The sequence below is a fragment of the Paenibacillus sp. p3-SID1389 genome, from assembly GCF_025151705.1.
In the GTDB taxonomy this organism is placed as follows: domain Bacteria; phylum Bacillota; class Bacilli; order Paenibacillales; family Paenibacillaceae; genus Fontibacillus; species Fontibacillus phoenicis.
Window position 1 is genome coordinate 1 of record NZ_JALXVO010000040.1, and the last position, 24997, is coordinate 24997.

At 53.3% G+C, this 24997-nt stretch carries 20 protein-coding genes and 1 pseudogene; 16 read left to right on the top strand and 5 right to left on the bottom strand.

Going from position 1 to position 24997, the window contains the following annotated elements; translation table 11 throughout:
- Positions 1 to 35: 35 nt before the first annotated feature.
- On the bottom strand, positions 36 to 1235 hold the full coding sequence (locus M3G15_RS15585) for an IS4 family transposase (protein WP_009227155.1): 1200 nt from the start codon (positions 1233 to 1235) through the stop codon (positions 36 to 38).
- Positions 1236 to 1516: 281 nt separating this feature from the next.
- Here M3G15_RS15585 and deoC point away from each other — a divergent pair, with 281 nt between their 5' ends.
- The 5 genes and pseudogenes from deoC (at position 1517) to trxB (ending at position 7724) form a co-directional block, all read left to right on the top strand.
- Positions 1517 to 2167, top strand: coding sequence for a deoxyribose-phosphate aldolase (deoC, locus tag M3G15_RS15590; RefSeq protein WP_036646551.1), 651 nt, complete (start codon positions 1517 to 1519; stop codon positions 2165 to 2167).
- A gap of 179 nt (positions 2168 to 2346) precedes the next feature.
- A pseudogene (locus tag M3G15_RS15595) lies at positions 2347 to 2493 on the top strand (ATP-binding cassette domain-containing protein); the annotation flags it as partial.
- Between the two features lie 509 nt (positions 2494 to 3002).
- On the top strand, positions 3003 to 4295 hold the full coding sequence (locus M3G15_RS15600) for a homocysteine synthase (protein ID WP_009226868.1): 1293 nt from the start codon (positions 3003 to 3005) through the stop codon (positions 4293 to 4295).
- A 326-nt stretch (positions 4296 to 4621) separates the two neighbouring features.
- A complete protein-coding gene (locus M3G15_RS15605; RefSeq protein WP_260071433.1) occupies positions 4622 to 6568 on the top strand; it encodes a heavy metal translocating P-type ATPase in 1947 nt (648 codons plus the stop codon).
- A 205-nt stretch (positions 6569 to 6773) separates the two neighbouring features.
- Positions 6774 to 7724: a thioredoxin-disulfide reductase gene (gene trxB / locus M3G15_RS15610; RefSeq protein WP_009226865.1), complete on the top strand. Its 951-nt coding sequence runs from the start codon at positions 6774 to 6776 to the stop codon at positions 7722 to 7724.
- Positions 7725 to 7805: 81 nt separating this feature from the next.
- On the opposite strand, the gene M3G15_RS15615 is transcribed toward trxB, so the two are convergent.
- The gene (locus M3G15_RS15615; RefSeq protein WP_009226864.1) at positions 7806 to 8003 is read right to left on the bottom strand and encodes a hypothetical protein; all 198 of its coding nucleotides are present in this window, start codon (positions 8001 to 8003) and stop codon (positions 7806 to 7808) included.
- 301 nt (positions 8004 to 8304) lie between these two features.
- On the opposite strand from M3G15_RS15615, the gene M3G15_RS15620 reads away from it, so the two are divergent.
- Entirely contained in the window at positions 8305 to 9438 is a 1134-nt protein-coding gene (locus M3G15_RS15620; protein ID WP_260071434.1) for a transglutaminase domain-containing protein, read from the top strand.
- Positions 9439 to 9505: 67 nt separating this feature from the next.
- Here the strand turns inward: M3G15_RS15620 and M3G15_RS15625 are convergent, their stop codons facing one another.
- Positions 9506 to 10651 (bottom strand): virulence factor, encoded by a 1146-nt coding sequence (locus tag M3G15_RS15625; RefSeq protein WP_260071435.1) that lies wholly within the window; start codon positions 10649 to 10651, stop codon positions 9506 to 9508.
- A gap of 285 nt (positions 10652 to 10936) precedes the next feature.
- Between M3G15_RS15625 and M3G15_RS15630 the strand changes: the two genes are divergently transcribed.
- The 4 genes from M3G15_RS15630 to M3G15_RS15640 all read left to right on the top strand — a co-directional run bounded on the left by M3G15_RS15630 (position 10937) and on the right by M3G15_RS15640 (position 14435).
- A complete protein-coding gene (locus M3G15_RS15630) occupies positions 10937 to 12274 on the top strand; it encodes a cytochrome ubiquinol oxidase subunit I (RefSeq protein ID WP_260071436.1) in 1338 nt (445 codons plus the stop codon).
- An 8-nt stretch (positions 12275 to 12282) separates the two neighbouring features.
- On the top strand, positions 12283 to 13314 hold the full coding sequence (locus tag M3G15_RS15635) for a cytochrome d ubiquinol oxidase subunit II (protein WP_260071437.1): 1032 nt from the start codon (positions 12283 to 12285) through the stop codon (positions 13312 to 13314).
- Between the two features lie 5 nt (positions 13315 to 13319).
- On the top strand, positions 13320 to 13421 hold the full coding sequence (gene cydS / locus M3G15_RS21705; RefSeq protein ID WP_397376634.1) for a cytochrome bd oxidase small subunit CydS family protein: 102 nt from the start codon (positions 13320 to 13322) through the stop codon (positions 13419 to 13421).
- A 63-nt stretch (positions 13422 to 13484) separates the two neighbouring features.
- Positions 13485 to 14435, top strand: coding sequence for an MBL fold metallo-hydrolase (locus M3G15_RS15640; RefSeq protein WP_036646547.1), 951 nt, complete (start codon positions 13485 to 13487; stop codon positions 14433 to 14435).
- Between the two features lie 8 nt (positions 14436 to 14443).
- Here M3G15_RS15640 and pgmB read toward each other — a convergent pair whose 3' ends face one another.
- The gene (gene pgmB / locus M3G15_RS15645; protein WP_009226856.1) at positions 14444 to 15130 is read right to left on the bottom strand and encodes a beta-phosphoglucomutase; all 687 of its coding nucleotides are present in this window, start codon (positions 15128 to 15130) and stop codon (positions 14444 to 14446) included.
- 15 nt (positions 15131 to 15145) lie between these two features.
- Complete coding sequence (locus tag M3G15_RS15650) at positions 15146 to 17443, bottom strand: glycoside hydrolase family 65 protein (RefSeq protein ID WP_260071438.1); 2298 nt, start codon at positions 17441 to 17443, stop codon at positions 15146 to 15148.
- Positions 17444 to 17545: 102 nt separating this feature from the next.
- Here M3G15_RS15650 and M3G15_RS15655 point away from each other — a divergent pair, with 102 nt between their 5' ends.
- From M3G15_RS15655 to M3G15_RS15680, 6 genes are all read left to right on the top strand, one after another.
- Positions 17546 to 18298 (top strand): helix-turn-helix domain-containing protein, encoded by a 753-nt coding sequence (locus M3G15_RS15655; RefSeq protein WP_009226854.1) that lies wholly within the window; start codon positions 17546 to 17548, stop codon positions 18296 to 18298.
- Between the two features lie 2 nt (positions 18299 to 18300).
- Positions 18301 to 20142, top strand: a complete 1842-nt coding sequence (locus tag M3G15_RS15660; protein WP_483874604.1) for a cache domain-containing sensor histidine kinase — start codon at positions 18301 to 18303, stop codon at positions 20140 to 20142.
- A complete protein-coding gene (locus tag M3G15_RS15665) occupies positions 20139 to 21689 on the top strand; it encodes a response regulator transcription factor (RefSeq protein ID WP_260071439.1) in 1551 nt (516 codons plus the stop codon). The genes M3G15_RS15660 and M3G15_RS15665 overlap by 4 nt, the downstream gene beginning before the upstream one ends.
- A 189-nt stretch (positions 21690 to 21878) precedes the next feature.
- Positions 21879 to 23126, top strand: a complete 1248-nt coding sequence (locus M3G15_RS15670) for an ABC transporter substrate-binding protein (RefSeq protein ID WP_036646545.1) — start codon at positions 21879 to 21881, stop codon at positions 23124 to 23126.
- 101 nt (positions 23127 to 23227) lie between these two features.
- A complete protein-coding gene (locus tag M3G15_RS15675) occupies positions 23228 to 24151 on the top strand; it encodes a carbohydrate ABC transporter permease (RefSeq protein ID WP_009226850.1) in 924 nt (307 codons plus the stop codon).
- Between the two features lie 4 nt (positions 24152 to 24155).
- Positions 24156 to 24980, top strand: a complete 825-nt coding sequence (locus M3G15_RS15680) for a carbohydrate ABC transporter permease (protein WP_009226849.1) — start codon at positions 24156 to 24158, stop codon at positions 24978 to 24980.
- Positions 24981 to 24997 lie beyond the last annotated feature (17 nt).

The window sequence follows — 24997 nt, forward strand, 5'->3', positions numbered from 1 at the left end:
ACCCGCACGTTACCCATTTTTTAAAATTTAAGTATTTAGTTCAATACTTCTACAATGATTCGTGGCTTCATCGATTTGTTCGCCTGCTTGGGGGGCCGACCGTTTCGCTTCGTTCGTCCTTTTGAACTCCGTGTGGGCTTTTTGAATAAGGCTTCATGCAGCCTAGTCCATGACCGATCGGCATAGAGTCGAATCAATCGAAGTAACTGCCAAACGGTTTGCTTGCACTCTAGCTTCAGGCGTAGCAACAGGCACAGAGCATAGGATATCAACGCGATATACATCTGGTTCCAGATGGCTTCTGCGGTGTACCCATGAGGCTTCACTAAACGGAGGTGTTGCTTAATCCATTTAAAGAATAGCTCGATTTGCCAACGATGCCGATATACATCTGCAATTTGGTGCACGGACAAATCCATGCGACTTGTCACAAGGCGATATAAACGACCTTGCTGATCCTGAAACTCAATGAGTCGCAACTTCATTTGCTGCCCTGGCAGAGTTACATCCGCATCCCGAATGAAATCTCCCCGCTTGGGAAGAGCCCGTTCCTTGAGGATCGTCAATCGGGTATTATCCTTAACCCGAGCCACAAACTTCATCCCTTGGTCCACCCAGGCTTGAAAATGCTTGTGCACCTGATAGCCTCGGTCCATCACATAGGTCACTTCTTTATCGACCGTAAAGTTTGGGGCAACTTCGTGGTCTGCGACATCTTTGGTTGAGGCGATGATTTTATCTGGAACCATCGTCTTCGCGTCGACGACTAGAAGTGAAGTGTGCATTTTCACGCCGTGATTGGATGCAGAGCAGTAAGCCCATTTGGAAAGAATCGCTGGCAAGGTGATTTGAGTAGAATCCATGATCGCGAGCTTTCCGATCTTAGTCGTGATTCCTGGCTTATTCTCCGTTAGTTGTTGGATTTGTCTCGTTACTTGCATGAAAAGCAGGTGAAGGTTCTCTAGGGGAAGCTTCTTCATTTTCCGCGAGAGTTGGGATGGGCTTATGCTTTCAAGTCCACCAAGTATCGCTTGAAAATCTTCATTGGCTTCAAGATGCTCGGACATTTCAGCATAAGACTCTCGTTGCTGTAACTGGGCTTCAATGAACAGCAGTAGGGAAGAACCGACAAAAAGCTTGCGAGCACGATAATCCAAAACGCTATCTCGGGAAGAATTAATATTTAACATTTGTAGACATTGACATATGACACTTAAATTTGTACTGTTATCCATAGAAATCTCCTTTTGTTGAGAGGTTGATGGATAACCTTTGGATCAACTCAACATTAGGGGATTTCTTTATTTTTGTACATGAAAACCAGCCTATAATTTGCAAATTTAGTAAATTGTTGATTTGAAATATCGTTTGAAAAGTTAATGCAACGCTAGTGGATTAAGCCAAGTTTTTAGAAAAAATACCTGCACTTTTGCAGGCATTCACGCATGCAGTTCATTATCTTAAAATCACGAACGGAGGAATTCCTTTGTCAACTCAATCCCAATCCATTACTGCTATGATCGATCATACGCTGCTCAAGGCGGACGCCGGACGCGCCGCCATTATTAAATTAGCGGAGGAAGCCAAGCAATACGGCTTCGCTTCCGTATGCGTTAACCCGACCTGGGTCAAGACCGCAGCGGAGGTTCTGAAAGACTCCCCGGTGAAGGTGTGCACCGTCATCGGCTTCCCGCTGGGCGCCTCGGCGCCGGAAGTGAAGGCGTTTGAAGCGTCTCATGCGATTGCCGAAGGCGCGGGCGAAGTCGATATGGTCATCAACATCGGCGCGCTCAAGGACGGCGACGACGGGCTGGTCCTCCGCGATATCGCCGGGGTTGTTCAGGCCGCGGCAGGCAAAGCGCTGGTGAAGGTCATTATCGAGACCTGCCTGCTCACCGACGAGGAAATCGTGCGGGCCTGCAAGCTGTCCGTGGAAGCCGGAGCGGATTTCGTCAAAACGTCGACCGGGTTCTCCACCGGCGGGGCTACCGTCGAAGCGGTGGAGCTGATGCGCAAAACGGTAGGTCCAAACGTTGGCGTGAAGGCGTCCGGCGGCGTGCGCACGCTGGCTGATGCCGAAGCGATGATCAAGGCGGGGGCAACGCGCCTTGGCACCAGTGCCGGCGTGGCCATCGCCCAAGGTCAAAGCGGCCAAAACGACTACTAAAATCAAGTGACATGAGGGAGAAACAGGGTGCTATTCCAGAGCGGTGGTGGAAATAGTACCCTTTTTTTCATTTCATCCAGACTTTTTATGTCCCCTTTCCGTTACAGCTACAGATGTCTCCCGCGGAAGGCATAACTTGATAAAATGTTCGGAAAAGAGGAACCGTATGATACCAATTGATCCCAAAATACACGCGCGGCGGCTTCGCGCTGCACGATGTCACCTTAACGCTAAACGAAGGGATGGTGGGCCTCCTGGGTCCCAACGGCGCAGGGAAATCTTCGCTGATGCGCATTTTGGCCACGCTGATGCCGCCCACTTCGGGCGATCGACCAATTGCGGTTGAAGCCGGGGATCACTTTGCGCTTATTTGAACCGGTATGCCGAAGGGCGAACGGTCATCACGGCGGTCCATGAGCTGAGCGAATGGGAGGAAGCGGCCGATCATGTGCTGTGGCTGGATCGGGGGAAGGTTCGCTTTTACGGAGGGAAAACATCCTGGATGGCAGACCCCTACCGGGTGTGGCAGGGGACGCTGACGCGCGAGCAATTTGATCAGTGTCCGGAGGCCGGGTTGATCGAGTTTCGGGAAACGCCGGAAGGAATCTATGCCAAGCTGGTTGGCGAAGCCCCCCTCTTTCCGGGGCTCCGCGAAGGTGAGCCAACGTTCGAGGATGCTTATTTTATCCGGAAATATCAACGGGTTTATCTCAATCTAAATAATACATATAAAAATTATAGGATTTCCTATTTTCAAATCACACGAGATGTGAGAGAATATGAAAAAACATTCTTGGTTTATCATTATTTCGATGATTTGAAGGAGGAATTATCCATGTCTGAAGAGCGTCAATATGCCCCAGAAACGCTGGCGATTCACGCCGGCCAGGAGATCGATCCCACTACATACTCCCGGGCGGTCCCGCTGTACCAAACGACGTCGTATGGTTTTCGCGACACCGAGCATGCGGCGAATCTGTTTGGCTTGAAGGAATTCGGCAATATTTATTCCCGGATCATGAACCCAACCAATGATGTGTTCGAGAAGCGTGTAGCTGCGTTGGAAGGCGGCGTCGGGGCATTGGCGACGGCATCGGGTCAGGCGGCGGTCACTTTCTCCATCTTAAATATTGCCGGGGCGGGTGACGAAATCGTCTCCTCCACCTCGTTGTACGGCGGTACCTATAATCTGTTTTCCACAACGTTGCCTAAGCTTGGTGTGCACGTGAAGTTCGTGGATTCCTCGAATCCGGAAAACTTTCGCGCAGCGATCACGGACAAGACGAAGGCGCTTTACGCTGAGACGATCGGCAACCCGAAGGGTGACGTGCTGGACATCGAAGCGGTCGCGGCGATTGCCCATGAGCATGGGATTCCGTTGATCGTCGACAATACGTTCCCAAGCCCGTATTTGCTGCGTCCGATCGATTTTGGCGCGGACATCGTCGTGCATTCGGCAACGAAGTTTATCGGCGGGCACGGTACCTCGATCGGCGGTATCATCGTTGACAGCGGTAAATTCGACTGGGCTGCCAGCGGGAAATTCCCGGGCCTGACCGAGCCGGATCCAAGCTACCACGGCGTTGTATATACGCAAGCAGTCGGTCCGCTCGCTTACATCATCAAGGCCCGCGTTCAGCTGCAGCGCGATCTTGGCGCTTCGTTGTCGCCGTTTAACGCGTGGCTGCTGCTGCAAGGGCTGGAGACGTTGCATCTGCGCGTGGAACGCCACAGCCAGAACGCCCTGAAAGTGGCGCAATATCTGGAAGCGCATGAACTGGTAGAATGGGTCAGCTACGCGGGATTGCCAAGCCACCCATCCTATGAACTGGCGCAAAAATACTTGCCCAAAGGCCAAGGCGCCATCCTCACGTTTGAAATTCGCGGCGGCGTGGAAGCCGGTCGCAAGCTAATCAATAGCGTGAAGCTGTTCTCGCATTTGGCCAATGTCGGCGATTCCAAGTCGTTGATCATTCATCCGGCCAGCACCACGCACCAACAGTTAACGGAAGCGGAACAATTGGCCGCCGGCGTCACGCCGGGTTTAATCCGCTTGTCCGTAGGGACGGAGTCGATCGACGACATCCTGTATGATTTGGAGCAGGCGATCGCTGCGAGCCAGGCCTAATAGCATTTATACCGAATTTATACTGAAGCCGCTGAATCGGAGGACCATGTTTGTCCGTCCGGTCAGCGGTTTTTTTCGTGTGCGGACAGGGGCTGATGCCGATGTGGGTCTGAAGCTGCGGTCAACAGGTGTTTACAAAATGGAAATATCGGCATATAATAGAGTCAAAAGTTTCTCTTAACCAAAATTATTGACCTGATTCAACAATGATTATCGTTCTCATTTGTGAGCTGCTCCGGGAAGATCCCGGGGCAGCTTGCGCCATTTTTAAGGGGTTAACAATAATATTCATTCTCAGCTAACCCGATTACAAGGAGGAATTTATGATGGAATTTGTCCATAGAAGAACGTTGTCGGAAGTGAACCAAACCGCCCATCAACCGAACCCGGGCGGGAAGCGGCGGGGCGATTGGAGGCGGCTCTTGAGCCACCGGGAGATGCTGCTTGCGCTGGGCAGCGGCGGGCTGATGCTGACCGCATGGGCCTGGGAGAACCAGGGGACGCTGCCTTGGATCTCCGTGGCGCTGTATATCGCGGCCTATGCGGTCGGCGGATATGTGAAAGCCCGGGAAGGCTTGATCACTTTAATCCAAGAGCGGGATTTGGACGTGAATTTGTTGATGATCGCGGCGGCGCTCGGTGCCGCCTCCATCGGCTATTGGAACGAAGGGGCGATGCTGATCTTTATCTTTGCATTAAGTGGCGCCTTGGAATCGTTCGCCAGCGAACGGAGCCGGAAGGACATCTCGGCGCTGATCGCGATGAAGCCGGAAACCGCGCTTCGCGTTGGCGAAGATGGGATGGAGCTGGTGCCGGTGGAGGCGCTGGCCGTGGGCGACCTGCTGCTGGTGAAGCCCGGGGAGGTGATCCCGGCCGACGGGATCATCCGCACCGGAAGCTCTGCGGTAAATCAATCGGCAATCACCGGAGAATCGATTCCGGTGGATAAACAGCCGGGGGATGGGGTGTATGCCGGAACGATCAATGGAGAAGGGGCGATTTACGTGGAGGTGTCCAGCCCGGCGGAAGGCACCTTGTTTGCCAAGATCATCACCCTTGTGGAGCAGGCTCAGCAGGAGCTGCCGGGGACGCAGCGGTTTATTAAGCGGCTTGAAGGCATTTACGCCAAGACAATTGTAGCCGCAACGCTAGCCCTCATCCTGCTCACGCCGTGGCTGCTTGGCTGGAGCTGGTCGTTCGCCTTTTACAAGGCGATGGTGTTTCTTGTAGTAGCTTCACCGTGCGCGATTGTATCGTCGGTGATGCCGGCCATGCTCTCGGCGATGTCGAAGAGCGCCCGCAAAGGCGTGCTGTTCAAGGGCGGAGCCCATATGGACCATCTGGGCAGCATTCGGGTCGTCGCGTTTGATAAAACCGGGACGCTGACGGAAGGCTCGCCGGTGGTGACCGGGCTGTACACCATCGAAGGCGTTGACCCGCGGGAGGTGCTGGCTGCCTGCGCTGCGGCGGAGAGCCTGTCGGAGCATCCGCTGGCTCAAGCGATCGTACGCAAGGCGCAAGCCGAAGGGCTGCCGATCGACGGGGCCGAGGAGCTGCGGGCGCTACCGGGCTGGGGCATCGAAGCGAAGGTCAGCGGCGCGGCGTGGCGCATCGGCAAGGCGGACGATGGCGACTCGATGCTACCGGGGCCGCTGGCTGAGCAGCTTCGCCGATGGATCGCCGAGGGGCACACCGTCTCCGTCGTTCAGCGGGACGATGCCAACGTCGGCCTCATCGCGCTCCGCGACGAGGTTCGCCCGCAGGCCAAGGCAGCCATCGCCCGGCTGCACGAGCTGGGTGTCGCCGTCGCGATGTTGACCGGCGACCGCAGCGTGACCGCACACGCGCTGGCCAAGGAGATCGGCGTCGACCTCGTGTACGCCGATCTGCTCCCGCAAGAGAAGGTCGCGCATGTCAAGGCGCTGCGGGAGCGCTATGGCAGCGTCGCGATGGTCGGCGACGGCGTCAACGACGCGCCGGCGCTCGCAGCCGCAAGCGTGGGCATCGCCATGGGCGGCGGCGGCAGCGGGGCCGCGCTGGAAGTGGCCGATGTCGTGCTGATGAACGACAGCATCGAGCGGATTGCGGAGACGATCTCGCTCGCCCGGCGGGCTCGGCGGATCGTGAAGCAGAACCTGGTTTTTGCCGGTGCCGTTATTCTGATGCTGATCGTAAGCAATTTTGCGGCGGGTATTCCGCTGCCGTTTGGTGTCGTGGGTCATGAGGGCAGCACGCTATTGGTGATTCTGAACGGGCTGCGGCTGCTTCGGTAGTGGTTTCGATAGTGGTTTCGGTAGCGTCGCGCGTAGTGGCTCGCGCTGTGGTCCTGACATAGCGGTCTTCACCATTCCTTCATTTAACCTTCACCAAACCTATCCATTACAAAGATTGACAGATTCCTGCAACGTTCACATAATTAGAATCAAGCCATCTTATATCTATAATTTGTGATGAATCCATTTGAAAGGATTTGAGGATATGTACAAATCAATTATTATCGGAACCGGCCCGGCAGGGTTAACCGCTGCAATATATCTGGCCCGCGCGAACATGAATCCGCTGGTGATCGAAGGTCCGCAGCCAGGCGGCCAATTAACAACAACCACGGAAGTAGAAAATTTCCCGGGGTTCCCGGAAGGGATCATGGGCCCGGAATTGATGGATAACATGCGCAAGCAAGCCGAACGTTTCGGAGCTGAATTCCGCACGGGCTGGGTGAACAGCGTGGATCTGAGCCAACGTCCGTTTAAACTTCAGGTAGAAGGAATTGGTGAGCTCGTGACTGAGACATTGATCTTGTCGACAGGTGCTACGGCTAAATACCTGGGCATCCCGGGCGAAGAGGTGAACGTTGGACGCGGCGTAAGCACTTGCGCGACCTGCGACGGCTTCTTCTTCCGCAACAAAGAGATTATTGTGGTCGGCGGCGGCGATTCCGCAATGGAGGAAGCCGGATTCTTAACCCGCTTTGCTTCGAAAGTCACCGTGGTGCATCGCCGCGAAGAGCTGCGCGCCTCGAAGATCATGCAGGATCGCGTGCGCAGCAACGAGAAAATCGAGCTGGCCCTCAACCGCACGCCGCTTGAAGTCATCGCCGGAGAGCATGGGGTTACCGGCCTGAAAGTGCGCAACAACGCAACGGGCGAGGAAGAAATCATTCCGGCCAGCGGCGTATTCGTGGCGATTGGCCATCAACCGAACACCTCGTTCCTGGGCGGCCAAATCGATCTGGATGCCAACGGGTATATCGTGGTGAAGCCAGGCACTTCCGAGACCAACGTTCCGGGCGTCTTCGCTTGCGGCGACGTACAGGACACCCGCTACCGCCAAGCGATTACGGCGGCAGGAAGCGGCTGCATGGCTGCGATCGATTGCGAGAAATTCATCGAAAGCATGGAGCATGAGCAAGCTGCAGCAGCTGTAAAATAAGGAACAGCAAAACGGCGATACAGGAAGGGCCTGTATCGCCGTTTTCTTTTGCATGGAGCAATCAATTTATCGTTATGCTTCCTAGATAAACAGTCCGGCAATCAGTTGGAACACGAAATATCCCAACACTCCGCCGCCGATTAAGGCAAAGCCCGCCCGCTTGCGGCCCTGGAACAATCGCAGTACACCGAGGCTCACCATGGGAGCCACAATCAGCAGAAAAAACATGACGGCTAAAAATAATTCCACCGAAATATCCGAAATATTTACGATAGTCATCCAATCGATTCTCCATTCCTATGGAAGTCTGAAAATTCACGCAATGACATTTATCACATTTTTTTATATTTTTTATTATACATAAGCCCTGCTTTCATTTGTAGAAGCTGATTGTGAATTTTAGGAAACAGATTTTCGTGAGATCTCGAAGGAACCGCCTTACGGGGGCTGTCCAAATCCTGTTTTGCGTTCGACAAAACTAGTAAGCTTTTGCAGGAGAGGCTGTGTTACAATGGGCTTGATCGAAAGATTGGCAGAAGAAATCGTTTATGCAGCTTGACCGGAAGGTGAGGGAAGCCAGATGGGAAAGAAAATCGGGAGACTTTCAACAGGTTGGCTCATAACCGGGGTGATCGGCGGTTTACTGCTGAGTACCGAACCACTTGGAGGGATTGCCGTCCCGGTTCAAGCGGCGGCGGAGCCGGCGACGGTCACGACCGCCAAGCAACTGCAGGCTAAGCTGGCGCAAGGGATGGAGGCGCGGAACACGACGATTACCTTGAAATATAAGGGGTCGACCAAAAATTTGGAGAATCAGCTGAAGCAAGCGGTGCACGATGCGCTGGAAGCCGATCCGTATACGAAATATATCGTGGATCGTTACGTCTACTCCTGGCGAGGCACAACGGGATCGGCCAAGATCACGCTGCAGGTTCATTACCGCGAAACGGCTGAGCAGACCGCTTACGTCCGCCAAAGCGTGAAGAACATCCTCAAGCAGCTGATCCAACCGGGCATGAACAACCATCAGAAAATCAAAGCGATTCACGATTATGTCGTGTTGAACCTGAAGTACGATACCGATCTGCAAAAATATACCGCTTATGAAGGGCTCAAAACTGGCGAAGCGGTATGTCAAGGCTACGCCTTGCTGACTTACGAGTTGCTGAAGGAAGCCGGGATTGAGAACCGTTTAGTGGAAGGGACGGCGGGAGGCCAGCTGCATGCGTGGAACCTCGTGCGTCTCGACAACCGCTGGTACCATCTGGACACGACCTGGGACGACCCGGTCCCTGATGTGCCCAAGCGGGTCAATTATACGTATTACTTGCGAACCGATGAGCAGATGAGGCAGGATCATATCTGGAAAGCGGCCGATTATCCTCGGGCGTCCGTACCTTATATCAAAACTCTGCAGGCGCTAATTGAGGCAGGCGGGGAGAAGAAGCAAACCTATCTTGCGCTGAAGACTGCGCTGGGGTACGACTTATACGACGCCGACGCGGCAGTGTCCACCGCCAAAGGACTGGCAGAACGGGTCAAGTCCGGCATGAAGGCCGGAAAAGCCACGGTGACCGTGCGTTACGCCGGTTCGGATGAGCAGTTGCTGGAGGACTTGACCGGGCTGTACAACCTGGGCATCCGAAATATCCGTTACCTGATGCAGCCTTTGGAGGGAACGGATGATTTGCGGGTTGAGATTCATTGGGAATAAGGATGAAAAAAATAAACGAGCAAGGATCACCGACACCTCATGTCGGGTGACCCTTGCTCGTTTTTGTTTACTTGTTGCCCCCACGCTCGCGGCCGGCCATTTGCTGCCAGACCGTTCCGGCGGCTTGCTCGCCGGACTCGATCCGCTCGACGGCCATGCGCGCTTGCAGACCCACCTCAAATTCAGGGTCGTCTACCGCTGCGCGCAGCGCCTCTAAGGCATCATCCGTGCCGACCTCGTAGAGGAAGCGGGCCGCGCGCCAACGGACCAGCTTGCTGCTGTCCGATAGCGCCGCGATCATCGGCCCCGTGGCCGCCGGATCGCCGATGTCGGACAGCGTATCGCCGGCGGTGCGCCGCACGGCGGCGGAAGCGTCGCGCAGCGCCTCGTACAGCAGCTCCATCGCCTCCGGCGTCCGCAGGTCGCCGAGGTAAACGACGGCGAGCCGGCGGAGCTGCATTTGCGGGTCGCGCAGCGCCTCCGCCAGCAGCGGCAGCGCCTCTGCGCTTGGCTGCTGCAGCGACTCCAGCGCGGCGTAGCGCACGCGCCAATCCGGGTCCTTCATCCGCTCGCGGATTTCGTCCAGGCTAAGCGCGCGCCGCTGCTCGACGAACTCCGTCTCGCTGCGGCCGTGGGCGATCGCTTGCTCGACGATGCCTTTCAGCCGCTCCGGCGGATACGCCGCCTCCAGCTCCTGCTCGATCTCGCGGGCGATGTCAGGCAGCTCGCCGTAGCGCACGCCGTAATCGACGAGCTTGCGCTCCTTGATCAGCGTGGCGCTGGCCACCTCGGTGACGGCGTTCACGAACCGCTCGGACAACGAAATCCGTTCCTCTTGGTTCCCCGCCTTCACCCGAATTTGCATCGGGATGCCGCGGAAGAACTGCACAAAGACCTGCGCCTCCCCGTATCCTGAGGCTTCCCCGCTCTCCGGGGTCCAGGCCGATTCCACGCCTTCCTGTCCAAATTGCTTCTGCACTTCGGACAAAATTGCCGCCCAATCAGCGTTCCCTTTCCGATCCAAGGCAACAAAATCAGCGGTGTGGAACACGCTTTTGACCCCGGGGATCTGCAGCAATCCGCGAATCCAAGCGGGGGCAGAGCGTTCGTTGTTCAGCGTATATGTTTTCCGAATCCCCGGCTCCAAGCTTTCATCCAAATGCAGCTTCATCGTATTTGGGCTGGGGGTCGGTTCGATAAAGACGATCTTCATTGATCATCACGGCTCCTTTCTGTAGATGAGGCCTTTAATCCCAGATTGGTTTAATTTTAAACTTTTCTTGTCTATTGTACCTCAATGCGGCCTATTGCCCAACCCTCATAGGAATAAAAAGGAACATCCGCGACACACTAAATGGGCAAGGAGGCGAAGGCATGTTCCGAAAACAAGAGCGAACCCTGGCGATCGTATGTCTCATCGTAGCCGTGATCATGCTGTATGCCTTCATCAAAAGCTTGATTCGTTTCCTCCATTACTTCTCCTGAAGGAGCTTGAGTTATGGCAAATCTTGACTCGGTCACTTTAAGCCGGATGCTTACCGGGCTGACCTTGTTCGTACATATCATCTTTGCGTCGATTGGCGTTGGCGTGCCGCTGATGATCGCGCTGGCGGAGTGGCGGGGCATTCGCGCGAACGATCCGCATTATACGATGCTGGCTCGCCGCTGGGCTCGCGGCTTCGTCATTTCCGTGGCAATTGGGGTCGTGACCGGGACGTCCATCGGCTTGCAGCTCAGCCTGCTCTGGCCCACCTTTATGCGCGTCGCCGGACAGGCGATTGCGTTGCCGCTGTTTATGGAGACCTTCGCCTTTTTTGTGGAGGCGATTTTTCTGGGGATTTACCTTTATACGTGGGATCGATTCAAAAATAAGGGGCTGCACCTGCTCCTGCTGAGTCCGGTCGCCATCGGCTCTTCCGCTTCCGCCTTCTTCATTACCACGCTGAACGCCTTCATGAACACACCGCAGGGATTCACGCTCAAAAACGGGGTGATCGCAGACTTCCGTCCGCTGGTGGCGATGTTTAATCCGGCAACGCCAACCAAGGTGTCCCATGTCCTGGCTTCCTCGTATACGGCCAGTGCGGGAATTCTGGCGGGCATCGCGGCTTTCAGCCTGCTGCGCGGCCGGGATCACGTCTATTTCAAAAAGGCGCTGAAACTGACGGTCGTCTCCTCCTTCGTGTTTGCCCTGGCGACGGCGGTGATTGGGGATTTCTCCGGCAAGTTTCTGGCCAAGTATCAACCGGAGAAGCTGGCGGCGGCGGAATGGCATTTTGAAACGATGGAACGGGCACCGTTGATATACGGCGGCGTACTGGATGAGGCCGGGAACGTCAAATACGCGCTGAAAATCCCGTATGCGCTTAGCATCCTTGCCGGTAACTCGCCCAATACCCGGGTCATCGGGTTAGAGGAGTTCCCTGTAGATGAGCGTCCGCCGTTGCTGATTCATTATATGTTTGATCTCAAGGTGACGATCGGGGCGCTGCTCGTCCTGATTCCGTTCCTGTATTTGCTGCGGCGCTACTTGCCCGGCGGCAAGACGAAGGTTCCGGTCTGGCTGCTGATCGGCATTTTGGCGCTGGGGCCACTGGCGATGGTCGCCATCGAGCTGGGCTGGATGTTCGCTGAGTTTGGCCGTCAACCGTGGATCATCCGGGGCTATATGAAGGTGGGGGAAGCCGCTACCACCTCGGAAAGCGTTGGCCCGATGCTGCTGATGTTCGCCGTGCTGTATCTGGTCCTGTGCCTTTCCTGCGTTTACGTATTATCCCGGATGTTCCGCAACAAGGATGTGCTCACCGAGCTGCGGCAAGCCGGGCTTGAGGGATGAGACGCACAATGAGCTATGAGCTGGTCGGCATTACGGTGTTGTGGACGTTCCTGTTTGGCTATTTAATCGTCGCTTCCGTTGACTTTGGTGCCGGATTTTTCAGCTATTACAGCGTGATAACCGGCCATGAAAACAAAGTCCACGACATTATTCAGCGGTACTTATCCCCGGTGTGGGAAGTGACCAACGTGTTTTTAATCTTTTTCGTCGTTGGTTTGGTCGGGTTCTTCCCGGATTCCGCTTATTATTACGGCACGGCGCTGCTGATTCCCGGCAGTCTGGTTACCGTGCTGCTCGCCTTGCGGGGCGCTTATTACGCTTACAATACCTATGGCGCAAGTAAAGCGAACAATAAAACGTATATGGCGGTCTACGGGGCAACGGGTCTGCTGATTCCGGCGGCCCTTTCGACGATCTTAGCTATTTCGGAGGGCGGTATCATTGGCGAGCGCGACGGGAAGGTTGTCTTGGATTGGGCAGCCTTCTTTGGCAATCCGTATACCTGGTCGGTGATCCTGCTGGCACTGGTGTCTGTGCTGTACATTTCGGCGATGTTTCTGGCGTTTTACGCGGATAAAGCGGGGGATCAGCGGGCTTTCGGAGTCCTGCGCGGGTATGCGCTGCTGTGGAGCGGGCCGACGATTCTCGCCTGTGTGTTCGCCTTTTTTCAGATCCATCGGCAAAATCCGGAGCATTTCGCACATATGTTGGAGGTAGCGTGGATGTTTATCGCCTCTTTGATTTGTTACCTGGGGGCCGTCATCTTGATGTGGAAAAAGCGGCGGCTAGGCTGGTCGTTCTTGCTGGTCATGCTGCAGTTCGCGTTTGCTTGGTACGGATATGGCCGCAGCCACCTTCCCTATATTCTCTATAAGCAGGTGAGTATCTACGAGAGCTTCACCAACGAGACGATGGCCGTCGCCTTAATCACCGCTTTCGTTGCAGGATTGTGTATTCTCATTCCTTCCTTGTTCTTGCTGATGCGGTTGTTTTTGTTTGACGCCAAATATGTAAGAGGCAATTCGCCGGGGAAAGGGTGAAGGGGATGGAGTGGTTTATGATGATGGTAGCTCCGGAGTTGGTGGTAGCCGGGGCGGTCCTGTTCTTATTTCTCTATGCCTGGAAGTATAAGGATCGGGCCGATTGACCCGGGAAATTTGGGTTTATACCAGAGAGAGCGAAAGAAATGCGGAGAGGAGTCACTGGAGCGATGCCAAGAAGAATGCGCTACAATAACCTCGATAACGTGAGCACCGACAAAACGTTAAAGCAATTTAAGCAGCTGCGGGAAGAACGGCGCAGCAAAAAGAAGGATTATTCCTTCGTGATTCCCAATAAGCCGCCGGAACTCGATTATTTGCAGGCGAACCGTGAAGAGAGCACGATTACGTGGATCGGCCATTCTACGTTCCTGATCCAATATCAAGGTCTTAATATCGTTACCGATCCCGTCTGGGCCATGCGGATGGGATTTCAACGTCGGCTTACCGAGCCGGGGATCCCCATTCATCAACTGCCGCCCATCGACGTGATCCTGATCTCTCATTCCCATTATGATCATATGCATTTTGCTTCGATCCGCCGGATTTATAGCAAGGACACCACGATCATTGTCCCTGTCGGCCTTGGGCGGAAGATGTGGCGGAAAGGGTTCTATAACGTCCATGAGATGAGCTGGTGGGAGCGCGTACGCATTGGGGAGGTCGACATCTCCTTTGTCCCCACCCAGCACTGGACGCGCCGCACGCCATTTGATACGAATACGTCGCATTGGGGCGGCTACGTCCTGGAGCCGGTGCCAAGCAAGGTGGAGAAGAAACCGCCGGTCATCTATTTTGCCGGAGACAGCGGATATTTCCGCGGGTTTGCCGAAATCGGCAGGCGCTTTCAGATCGATGTGGCGCTCCTGCCGATCGGCGCTTATGAGCCGGAATGGTTCATGACGAGCCAGCATACCACGCCGGAGGAGGCGCTGCAAGCGTTCGTTGATGTCAAGGCGAAGCTCATGATTCCGATGCATTACGGCACCTTCCGGCTGGCCGATGATACCGCGCGGGAGGCGCTTGACCGTCTGGAGAAGGAACGGATCCGCCTTGGCTTCTCTGAGGATACGATCCGGCTGCTGCATCACGGGGAAACCTTGCGATGGCCGGGGGAGTAGAAGCAGCTCTACGCTTTTACCGCAAAATGCTCCATCAGATCCCGCAAACTGAGCTTGGCGGTGCTGGGCAGCACGATGTCGGCTTTCGGGAACTGCTCCGCTGCGCCGATGGCGACGGCGAACATGCCCGCGGCTTTGATCGCGTCGACTCCGGAAACGGCGTCTTCCACGCCGATGCAGGCCGCCGGCTCCACTCCGAGTTGGGCCGCCGCGGTCAGGAAAATCTCCGGATCCGGCTTATTGTTCTTTAAGCGGGTCACGTCCACAATCACATCAAACCAGCTTGTCACGCCCAGACCGTCAAGGACGGTTTGGGCGTTTTTGCTGGCGGAAGCGATCCCGGTCTTGATCCCGGCTTCCCGCAGCTCCGTTAGAAACCCGGAGATTCCCGGCAACAGGTCGGCTGGCGTAATTTTCTCGATCAACTTGACGTAAAGGTTGTTCTTGCGCGCTGCCAGCTCATTCATCTCCGCTTCGCTGTAATGAACGGGGGTGGTCGTTTGGCTGAGCAGCAGCTTTAAAGAATCGAGGCGGGATACGCCCTTCAGATTTTCATTAAACTCGCGTGTAAAGGGAATGTTCAATTCTTCGGCAATGGCTTTCCACGCTTGGTAATGATATTCGGCGGTGTCCGTAATGACCCCGTCCAAATCAAAGATCACTGCTTGTAAAGATTTCGTTTGGTTGTTATCCATCCTAACCGCTCCTTCTCAATGTAGTTCAAGGTTTGCCAGAGGACGCGAAACAGCGCGATCCGGCTGCAATGTCACGGTTTCTCCGTACAATTGAATGTCGATGGCGTCGCCTTCGGTCAGCTCCAGGGTGACGTCTCCTTTCTCGATACGCACGGAAATCAGACGGCCGCGGAACGTCAGGCGGAAGGCGTATTGCTCCCAATCCCGCGGGATCGCTGGGGCAAGAGACAGGCCGCTTTCTTTCAGCCGCATGCCGGCGAAGCCGTACACGATCGACATCCAAGTGCCGCCCATGTTTGCCAAATGCAGACCATCTTTCGTATTGCCATGCGTGTTGTCCAGATCCAGCCGCGCCGTTTCGATGAAATACTCGTACGCTTTGTCCAGATTGCCGATCTTGGCCGCCATAATGCTGAAGATACAAGAGGACAAGGAGGAGTCATGGGTCGTGATCCGTTCGTAATAATCGTAGGAACGGCGGATCGTCTCCAGGGACTGCTCGTCCTCCAGCAGGAAATGGGCCAGCACGGTGTCCGCCTGTTTGCACACCTGGTACCGGTAAAGGGTCAGCGGATGGTAGTGCAGCAACAGCGGATAGTTTTCTTTTGGCGTATTGGCAAAATCCCAAACGGCCTTGCGCAGGAACGTATCATCCTGCGGGTTGATGCCCAGAGCTTCATCATATGGCAGGAACATCGCTGCAGCTGCCGCTTCCCAAGCGGCGATTTCGTCGTCCGTAACGCCAAGCTTCGCGCATAGCGCCTGGTAGCCTGCGGCATCGTAGTCTTTCAGGATCACGCAGCTTTTGGCCGCCCATTTCAAATTATGCTTGGCCATAGCGTTGGTATAGTAGTTGTTGTTCACGCAGCAGGTATATTCGTCCGGCCCGGTGACTTCATCAATGTGGAATGCACCGTTGTAATAATGCCCGATTTCAGCCCATAACCGCGCCGTTTCGATCAGCACTTCCGCGCCGTAGTTCAGCAGGAAATCCCGATCCTGCGCAGCAAGGTAGTATTGGACATAGCTGTAGGCGATGTCCGCGCTGATATGATATTGCGCTGTGCCTGACGGGAAGAACGAGGAGCATTCGGTCCCTGAAATGGTGCGCCAAGGGAACAACGCGCCTTTGTGGTGCCCCATCTCCCGCGCTCTCGCTCTGGCATCGTCCAGAATGGAGTAACGGTACAAGAGCAGCTGGCGGGCCAGCTCCGGCTGGGTCATCAAAAAGACCGGGAACATATAAATTTCCGTATCCCAGAAGTAATGGCCTTCGTACCCTTCGCCGCTTAAGCCTTTGGCGGCGATGTTGCTGTACTTGTCCCGGCCGGCGGATTGCAGCAGCTGGAACAGGTTGAAGCGGATGCCTTCCTGCAGCTTCTCATCGTTCTGAATGATGACGTCGGCCGATTTCCAATAATCGTTCAGATACCCCGTCTGCTCTGCGAGCAAATCGCCAAAGGACAAGCCGGACAAGCGCTCGTGCAGATCAAACGCCCGCTCCTGGAATCCTTCGCCATGGCGGAGAGTGTCCGTATATACGTTGAATTTTGTAAATTCAACAGGGCCGTTCAGAGCGAAGGTTGCCGTATAAACTATTTCTCCGTCCTTTGTATCCAGCGCGATCTCTGCATCGGCAGTTAACTGATGGCGGGTGACGCAAGCGGCTTTCATTTTGGAAACCATCGTTTCGTCCACGACGTAGCCGTATTCGCCTCGCGTTCCAGTTTCCACCACGGTCATCCGTTCCGCATGGCCCGCTCCAACCCGCGGATCATTGGGATTGGTGTAGTTTTTGACATTACCGTTTAGCGTAGAGACGATTTTGACCGGGCCGCTAAAGTTGATCGGCTCCAGCTTGATATGAATGGCAAACAATTCACGGTGCGTAAAGGAGACGAGACGGCGGAAGGTCAGACGCACTTCTTTGCCGGTTGGAGACGTCCAATGCACTCTTCGCTCCGAAAATCCCTGATCCATATGCAACGTCCGCTGAAATTCCGTAATCTTGCCTTGATCCAGACGGAAAGGCTCATCCTCCTCGCCGAAATAGATCAGCACCGTTTGAGCATCGATGTTGTTCACCAGCTTCTGTTGCGTTTCGGGAAAAGCAAACAGCTTCTCGCCATAAGGAATTTCGATCACATCGTGAAATGCGTTCAAGTAAGTGCCGCGGATGCTGGTCATTTGCTTACCGTAGCCTTCTTCAAAGTTGCCCCGCACGCCCAAATACCCGTTGCCGAGCGCAAAGATACTTTCCATATTCAACAGCTCTGGCTGTGAAACGTCCGAATTCGTTAATTTCCAAGTCATGGTTGTTAGATCCCTCCTGGTCGTTATGATTGAATTTTAGAACCTAAAGCGGTAATGTAATACTAAATTCTTTAGATAATTGTCAAAATTTTTAGGTGGGATATGATGAATCTTCAACAGGGTCATACGTATTATCGGTCATCGAAAATGCAGGCACTCCAGGATCGTTTTGTCCATCCTCCGGTAGACTACGAACAGGAGCTGCTGGAAGCGGTCCGGATGGGGGACGAAGCAACAGCACTTCAGGTGATGCGAAAAATCAACGAGCTTGAAGCTGCGGTGTTGGCAACCTATCCGCTGCGCTCCAAAAAAAACGCCCTCATCGCCTCCTGCACTTTGTTTACAAGGGCGATTATCCAGGGCGGGGTCGATCCGGAGATTGCTTTTCACTTAAGTGATACTCTAATATTGGAGATCGAAAGGCTTAACGATCTCGAAGCGCTGGCCCAATTCGAATACGAGATGCTGGTGCAGTTCGTGATGACGATTCAGCGGGAAAGGGAGGAGCTGCCGTACTCCCATCTGGTGAAGCTGGCCATCCATTATATCCGGCAGCATATTTTTGACGATTTGACCTTGCCGCTCATTGCGGGTCACCTTGGCGTTCATCCGAGTTATTTGTCCGATCGTTTTCGCCGGGAAACCGGATTGCCGCTGATGAAATACATTAACAGCCGCAAGATTGAAGAGTCGAAACACATGCTTATCTATACGAACCGTTCCATTTCCGAAATCGCATTTCATTTTAAATTTTGCAGTCAGAGTTACTACACCCGGTTGTTTAAGGAATTTGTCGGCATGACGCCAAAGCAATTTCGGACAAGCGGAGCGGGGCGATCTATTCTGGAGAGGTAATGATGATGATATTCACCCGGCAGAAACTGTCACAACTGAGCTTGGAGAAGAAGCTGATCGCTGCCTTTTCCGTCTTTATTCTCATTCCGCTTATCTTGATCGGCGGGATCGTGTCATGGATTTATGTCGACAAGAACCGAAACGTGATGCTGGATGCGGCGGTGGAGAACAACAAGCAAATCGTGACCAATATTGATACGTCCCTGCAGCCGTTACAAAGGTTGTCCATGTTTCCCATCCAGGAGCAAAGCGTGTACCAAATCATGAAGAAGGACTATACCCAGGTCCCTTATCCGCTGCTGGAACGCGGTCGGGACTTCGATAAGGTTAACGGATTGATTCAAAGCGGGATCATGCTATATTCTGATTTGGTGGATTCGGTCGTTATTTTTCATGAGCATGATCAGTCGATTATCGGCCGCAGCAACCGCGAGTATATCAACTATCAATATTTCAAAACCACTTATTTACAGGAGGCGTTTATCCGCAAAATACGAGAAGGGAACGGGCAGTTTGTCACGACGGGTATTCATTACGACGAGCTGTTATCGCCGCACCGCCTTCCGGTCGTATCCGCGGGCCGGGCCATTATGGATCCGTATACCAAGGAACGGCTCGGATTTATTGTCTTCAACATCTCGACGGACAAGCTGAAGACGTTGTGGAGTAATACAGCGTTCGCGGAAAAATCCAACTTCTATTTGCTGGATGAAGATCGGATGATTATTCAAAGCTCAAACAGCGGAGAGATCGGCAAGGCGGCCTCCGCCGTGTTTGGGAGCGGCTTTCAGGAGGAGCCGTCCGGCCGGACCGGTACGACCCGAATGTGGATCAACCAAAAGCTGTATATGATCTCTTCTCCGTCTCAGGTGGCCGAGTGGCATGCGGTGACCCTGATTGCGAAGGACGACCTGTACTCCATTGTGTACCAGTTGGTGGCCATCATGGCCGGTACGCTCCTCCTGCTGCTGGTCTTGTCGATCCTGATCTCCCTGCGCATTGCCACGCGAATTATGAAGCCTTTGGCCGTATTGAACCGCAAAATGAAGCTGGTCGCCCAGGGCCAGCTCGATGTCAGGTTCGATACGCGGCAAAGCGATGAGGTTGGGGTGATCAGCAGTACGATCGATCAGATGCTGCAGGAAATTCGCAGTCTGATTGCGCGGATTTACGAGAAAGAGGAAGAGAAGCGCAAGCTGGAGATGGACGCGCTGCAATCGCAAATCCGCCCGCATTTTATATACAATACCTTAAATGTGATCAAGTGGATGGCCAAAGTGCAAGGCGCTTCTGGAATTGAAGAGGCGCTGCAAGCTTTCGCTTCTGTAATGAAGTTCAGCATGAAGACGGATGAGAACTTTGTTCCCATCGCTGAGGAAGTCGTATTTGTCCAGAGCTATGCCAAAATTCTGGATTTCCGGTACTTCAACAAGTTTGAGGTGACGTATTCGATTGACCCGGGCGTCACCGAATACAAAACGTTGAAATTCCTGATCCAGCCGCTGGTGGAAAATGCGATTTTCCATGGCTTTGAGGGAATTGATTATAAAGGGAAGCTGGACATTTCCATTTATGAACGGCAAGGCGACCTGTACGTGGAAGTGGCGGACAACGGCCGCGGGTTCCCGGAAGATGGCGGGTTACATGCCAAGCCAGGGTATAAGGAAATCTCCAGAGATGGATTCAACTCGATTGGCATTCAGAATATTCGAAGCCGGATACGTCTGCATTTTGGACCGGGATACGGCTTATGGCTTGCCCCCGGAAGGCAGGGGGGAACTGTGGCGCTGATTCGGGTTCCAGTCATTTCGAATGAAACGGCAGGGGGAGGGGACAGCAAATGAAAATATTGATTGTAGACGACGAGCCGCTGGTGCGAATCGGCATTAAATCGGCGATCGATTGGCAAGCCGAAGGCGTGGAGATCATCGGCGAGGCTGGAGACGGAGCTGAGGCGTTGCGGTTGATCGCCAGCGAGCAGCCGGATGTCGTGCTGCTGGACATCAAAATGCCGAAAATGGACGGGCTTGAAGTGCTGCGCCGGATCAAAGAGCAGGAGCTGCCCGTCAAGGTGGTGGTCCTGAGCAGCTTTGACGACTTCGGGTTTGTGAAGGAGGCGATGAAGCTGGGGGCGCTCGATTATTTTCATAAGCCGGACATCAATGACCGGGAGCTGATTGGCATGCTGCAGAACATCCGCGAGCAACTCGGGACCGCCCCTATTCCTTCACAACCCCCAAGGGCAACAAATCACAAGGAGCAGCTGCTCAGCGGCCTGCTGTACGGCACCGGTATCCAGCATGAGCTCTCGGAAACACGGTTAAAAGAAGGCAACATCTACGTTGTGTTGTTCAAAATTAAAAACTATGACAAGGTGCTGCAAAGATACAGCGAATCGTCGCAGTCCGTACTCGGGAATACCGTGCAAAATATGGTGAACGAAATGGTTTCGGCGGAGCGGGAGATCGAGTTCGTGCCATTAAACGAGCGGCTGTCCGCCCTCCTGATCAGCAACAGCGAACTGAAGAGTCTGCTCGCTTCGCTGACGCGCGTCAACGACATCGTGCAACGGATCAGTTCCACGCTCAAGCGTTTCGTGAATATTGATATTGTGCTGGGCATCAGCGATTGGGTGGACCGATTCGAGCAAGTGCCCACGGCGTACAAACAAGCGCTGCAGGCGTTGTCGCACCATTTTTACCATCCGGAATCCTCGATTTTCTATTACAGCCACCAGAAGGAGCGAAGCGAGGTGGCCTTGGAGCAAGCGGAGGTTTATGTGAAGCAAATGAAGTCAGCCTTGGCCGAGCATGCGCACGAGAAGTTCATGGATGGGCTGTCGCGCTGGGAGAATCTGATCCGGACGGAGGAGTGTCTGGACGAGGCAGAGGTGCAAAAAGTGTACGAAGGCTTGTTATTTATGATGGACCGAAACGGGAGCAAGGCCAAAACAGAGGCGGAGGAAGAACTCACCGCCCGCGGGGCTTTTGAAGATTTCGAGCAAATGTCCAGCGCATACCGGACTGTTTTTGAACAGCGGCTTGGCGGAGGGGCCAACGCTTTCAAAGGGTACAGCCAGTTGATCCGCAATATTTTGGAGTACATCGAGCATCATTATCAAGACAGCCTCTCCCTGAAGCTGTTTGCCGACCTGTTCCAAGTCAGCCCGAATTATGTCAGCCGCCTGTTTAAAGAGGAAGTAGGGCAAGGCTTGTTTGATTATATTAATGAGCTGCGCATCAATAAAGCCAAAGAGCTGTTAAAAGATTACCGCTATAAAATTTACGAGGTCGCCGAGAAAGTCGGGTTTAGCAATCAGGCGCATTTTGCAATCGTATTCAACAAGTATACGGGAGTCTCTCCGAAGCAATATCGCAATGAAGAAGGATAAAAAAGAAGCATAAATCAGATAAAAAAGTGTGATTATATTAAAAACTTATACCGCCGCCTGCAACGATCAACTAAAAATCGAGGCGAAAATCTAAAATTAATCAATATTTGATTAATTTTTTTTGTGTTTAGGGGTGTTTATGCTTAAGGAGCAAGAAAGACAGAAGTGATCAAAAGGGAGGCAACAACAATGAAAGCCAGAAAAAGAACACTTTCAGCTCTGCTGATTTTGTGCCTTGCCGCTGTCGTAGGCTTGACCGCTTGCGGAAGCAGCAAAACCGCTGACAATACAGGGGGAAGCGAGACGAAACCGGGACAAAAAGTCACCGTCAACTTCGGGTTCTGGGGAACCGCCCAAGACTTGGCGATCTATCAAGCCGCAGCTGATAAGATCAACACGGTTTACCCGGATATTGAGTTGAAGATCAAGCAGTACCCAAGCAGTGAGCAGTTTTGGAATACGTTGCCGGGGGAAATCGCCGCGGGCGTCGCACCGGACTTTATCAAGATGTCCAACGAAGGCGCGTATGAATACATCAATAAAAATCTGTTTACGCCCATCGATGATCTGATCCAAAGTACGGGCATCGATATGAGCCGCTTCCCGGAATCTTCGAAGAACATCTGGAAGGTTGACGGCAAAATGTACGGCATCCCGAATACGGACATGCCTGCGATGTTCCTGATCAATGAGAAGATGTGGAAAGGCGCCGGGCTTGGGGACTATCCTACGACCTGGGATGAAGTGATTCAAGCAGCCAAAGTGCTGAATAAAGGCGACGTGAAAGGCATCATTGTGAACCTGGACGCCTTCCATATCACCAACTATGTGAAAAGCTTCGGCGGCGGCTGGGGCTACGGCAAAACGATCAATTCTCCAGAGAACGTCAAAGCGCTGGAACTGATCGTCGATATGTACAAAGAAGGCATTGCGGTAACACCGAAATCGTTAGGCTTTGGTTGGGACGGCGAAGTATTCAGCAACGAGAAAGGTGCGATGAGTACTGGCGGTTACTGGTACAAAGGTTACCTGAAGGACGCAAATCCGGATCTGAAATATGTGGCTTTGCCGATTCCTAAAGGGACGACCAACGGCAGCACGATGAGCTCCGACGCTTATATTGTGCTGAAGGACGCCAAAAACAAAGAAGCAGCGTTGAAAGCGGCTTACTACATGACGAACGACGAAACGCAAAAGGCCTTTATGGATCTGGGCTTTAACCCGGCATTAACTTCGCTGTCCGGCCAATACTTCGAGAAAAATCCGGAGTTCAGCGCATTGAAGCCAGCGCTGGAATACAGCACGGACTTCGAATATCCAACGGATACGAAACGCTTTACCGATGCGCTTGTGCAAGAGCTGGAAGGCCTGATTCTCGGCGGATCCGGCAAGACGGCGCAGCAAATTCTTGACGATATCCAAAGTCAGTTTAACTAAGTTCCATTTGCTCCTTGATAAGCAGCCGCTCTCTCCTGATCAGGCAAGTTTCAGAGAGAGCGGTACCTTTTTTACTTTATCCGCAAGAAAGCAGAAACGAGGTGTTACCCGTGAAAAACAATAAAAATCGGCAATCCGTGTTTCGTTCCATCGCCGATTCGGATCTGACATTAGGCTGGTTGTTTACCCTGCCTTTTTTGCTTTTATGGGCCTGGTGGTTTTTATATCCTTTCATTCAGTCTTTTGTCAGAAGCTTTCAGGATGCCAACTTTGCCTCGCTGGATCAAGCCAAGTTTATCGGGTTAAGCAATTATATTGAAATTCTTCATGACCGGGAGTTCTTCCGTGCCCTGCTCCATTCCCTGGAGATCGTGGTGGTTTCGATCCCGTTGCAAACGATACTGGGCTTGTTTCTCGCATTGCTCGTTAACCAGAAGCTCAAGGGCAAGGGCATCTTCCGGACGGTCTTTTTCTTACCCTACATCACTTCGCAAATTGCGATTACCACCGTCTTTATGATGCTGTTTAAGCAAGGGACGTTCCTGACGAATTTCTTCGGCACGCTGGGATTCGGCAATGTTACCTGGTACGCCGATACGAAGTACGCGCTGCTGTTTGTATGCATTCTGTTTATCTTCCAGCAAGCCGGGTTTACGATGATCGTCTATTTGTCCGGCCTGCAGGAAATTCCCAAAGACTTGTACGAAGCAAGCGAGATCGACGGCGCCTCGAAGTGGAATAAATTCCGCTATATTACGGTGCCTTCGTTGAAGGCGGTCACGTTCTTTATCGTCTCCGTGTCTACGATCGCCGGATTTCAAATCTATGACCAAATCGCCGCCATTTCTAGGTACGGGGCGCTGGGAACTCCGGCTGGAGCAACTAGTACGGTCGTCACCTACTTCTACCAACACGGGATCCGTTACATGAACATCGGGTACGGAAGTGCGGCCGTTGTCCTGTTCTTTATCATCATTATGCTGATTACGTACCTGCAAAAAAAATTCCTGGACGTGAAGGAGTGAGAACATGAAAAGCCGTACGCGCATAGGTCGGCCGTTTCTTTACCTCGGCATGATCGTTCTGGGGCTTCTGTTTGCCATCCCTTTTATTTATACGTTGTATTCCTCCGTATTGCCGATGCGTTTCGTGAATACACTCACTTCGCCGGCAAACTGGACGCTGGATAACTTCAAACTGTTTTTTACGAATGAAGCTTACAATGTACCGCGCTGGTTTCTGAACACGATCATCATGACCGGTGTGGTGGTGCTTGGGAACATGGTCATTAACCCGATGGCAGGCTTTGCACTGGCCAAGCTGAATTTCCGGGGGAAATCGGTCATTTATTGGATCGTGGTCGCGACGATGATGGTGCCTTACCATATGATCTTGATCCCGGTCTATGTCAACATGGCTCAGTTGGGCTGGCTCAACACGTTTTGGGCTTTGACCATCCCGTTCCTGTATCAGGGACTGTATATTTTTATGCTCCGTCAGTTCTTTATTTCGGTGCCGAACGAATTTTTGGAGGCGGCCCGGATTGACGGTCTGACGAAGATGGGCGCCTTCTGGAAGATTGTTTATCCGCTTGCCCGTTCGTCGCTGATTACGATGGCGATTTTGGCATTTGCCGGAACCTGGAACAGTTATCTGATTCCGAGTACTTTGACGAATAAGCCGGATATGTACGTGCTTGTCGTAGGTCTGAACAGTGTGAAGGACCAATTCTTCGAAAATACGTCGCTGATTATGGCCGGCGTCGTATTGTCGACGCTGCCGATTATCCTCTTCTTCTTCCTGTTCCAGCGGCAGTACATCGAGGGCATCTCAAACGCCGGCATTAAAGGTTGATATCACAACTTAAGGAG

Coding starts and splice junctions, on each gene's coding strand:
- M3G15_RS15585 (WP_009227155.1), bottom strand. CDS start 1,235: ATGGATAACAGTACAAATTTAAGTGTCATATGTCAATGTCTACAAATG.
- deoC (WP_036646551.1), top strand. CDS start 1,517: ATGATCGATCATACGCTGCTCAAGGCGGACGCCGGACGCGCCGCCATT.
- M3G15_RS15600 (WP_009226868.1), top strand. CDS start 3,003: ATGTCTGAAGAGCGTCAATATGCCCCAGAAACGCTGGCGATTCACGCC.
- M3G15_RS15605 (WP_260071433.1), top strand. CDS start 4,622: ATGGAATTTGTCCATAGAAGAACGTTGTCGGAAGTGAACCAAACCGCC.
- trxB (WP_009226865.1), top strand. CDS start 6,774: ATGTACAAATCAATTATTATCGGAACCGGCCCGGCAGGGTTAACCGCT.
- M3G15_RS15615 (WP_009226864.1), bottom strand. CDS start 8,003: ATGACTATCGTAAATATTTCGGATATTTCGGTGGAATTATTTTTAGCC.
- M3G15_RS15620 (WP_260071434.1), top strand. CDS start 8,305: ATGGGAAAGAAAATCGGGAGACTTTCAACAGGTTGGCTCATAACCGGG.
- M3G15_RS15625 (WP_260071435.1), bottom strand. CDS start 10,651: ATGAAGATCGTCTTTATCGAACCGACCCCCAGCCCAAATACGATGAAG.
- M3G15_RS15630 (WP_260071436.1), top strand. CDS start 10,937: ATGGCAAATCTTGACTCGGTCACTTTAAGCCGGATGCTTACCGGGCTG.
- M3G15_RS15635 (WP_260071437.1), top strand. CDS start 12,283: ATGAGCTATGAGCTGGTCGGCATTACGGTGTTGTGGACGTTCCTGTTT.
- cydS (WP_397376634.1), top strand. CDS start 13,320: ATGGAGTGGTTTATGATGATGGTAGCTCCGGAGTTGGTGGTAGCCGGG.
- M3G15_RS15640 (WP_036646547.1), top strand. CDS start 13,485: ATGCCAAGAAGAATGCGCTACAATAACCTCGATAACGTGAGCACCGAC.
- pgmB (WP_009226856.1), bottom strand. CDS start 15,130: ATGGATAACAACCAAACGAAATCTTTACAAGCAGTGATCTTTGATTTG.
- M3G15_RS15650 (WP_260071438.1), bottom strand. CDS start 17,443: ATGACTTGGAAATTAACGAATTCGGACGTTTCACAGCCAGAGCTGTTG.
- M3G15_RS15655 (WP_009226854.1), top strand. CDS start 17,546: ATGATGAATCTTCAACAGGGTCATACGTATTATCGGTCATCGAAAATG.
- M3G15_RS15660 (WP_483874604.1), top strand. CDS start 18,301: ATGATGATATTCACCCGGCAGAAACTGTCACAACTGAGCTTGGAGAAG.
- M3G15_RS15665 (WP_260071439.1), top strand. CDS start 20,139: ATGAAAATATTGATTGTAGACGACGAGCCGCTGGTGCGAATCGGCATT.
- M3G15_RS15670 (WP_036646545.1), top strand. CDS start 21,879: ATGAAAGCCAGAAAAAGAACACTTTCAGCTCTGCTGATTTTGTGCCTT.
- M3G15_RS15680 (WP_009226849.1), top strand. CDS start 24,156: ATGAAAAGCCGTACGCGCATAGGTCGGCCGTTTCTTTACCTCGGCATG.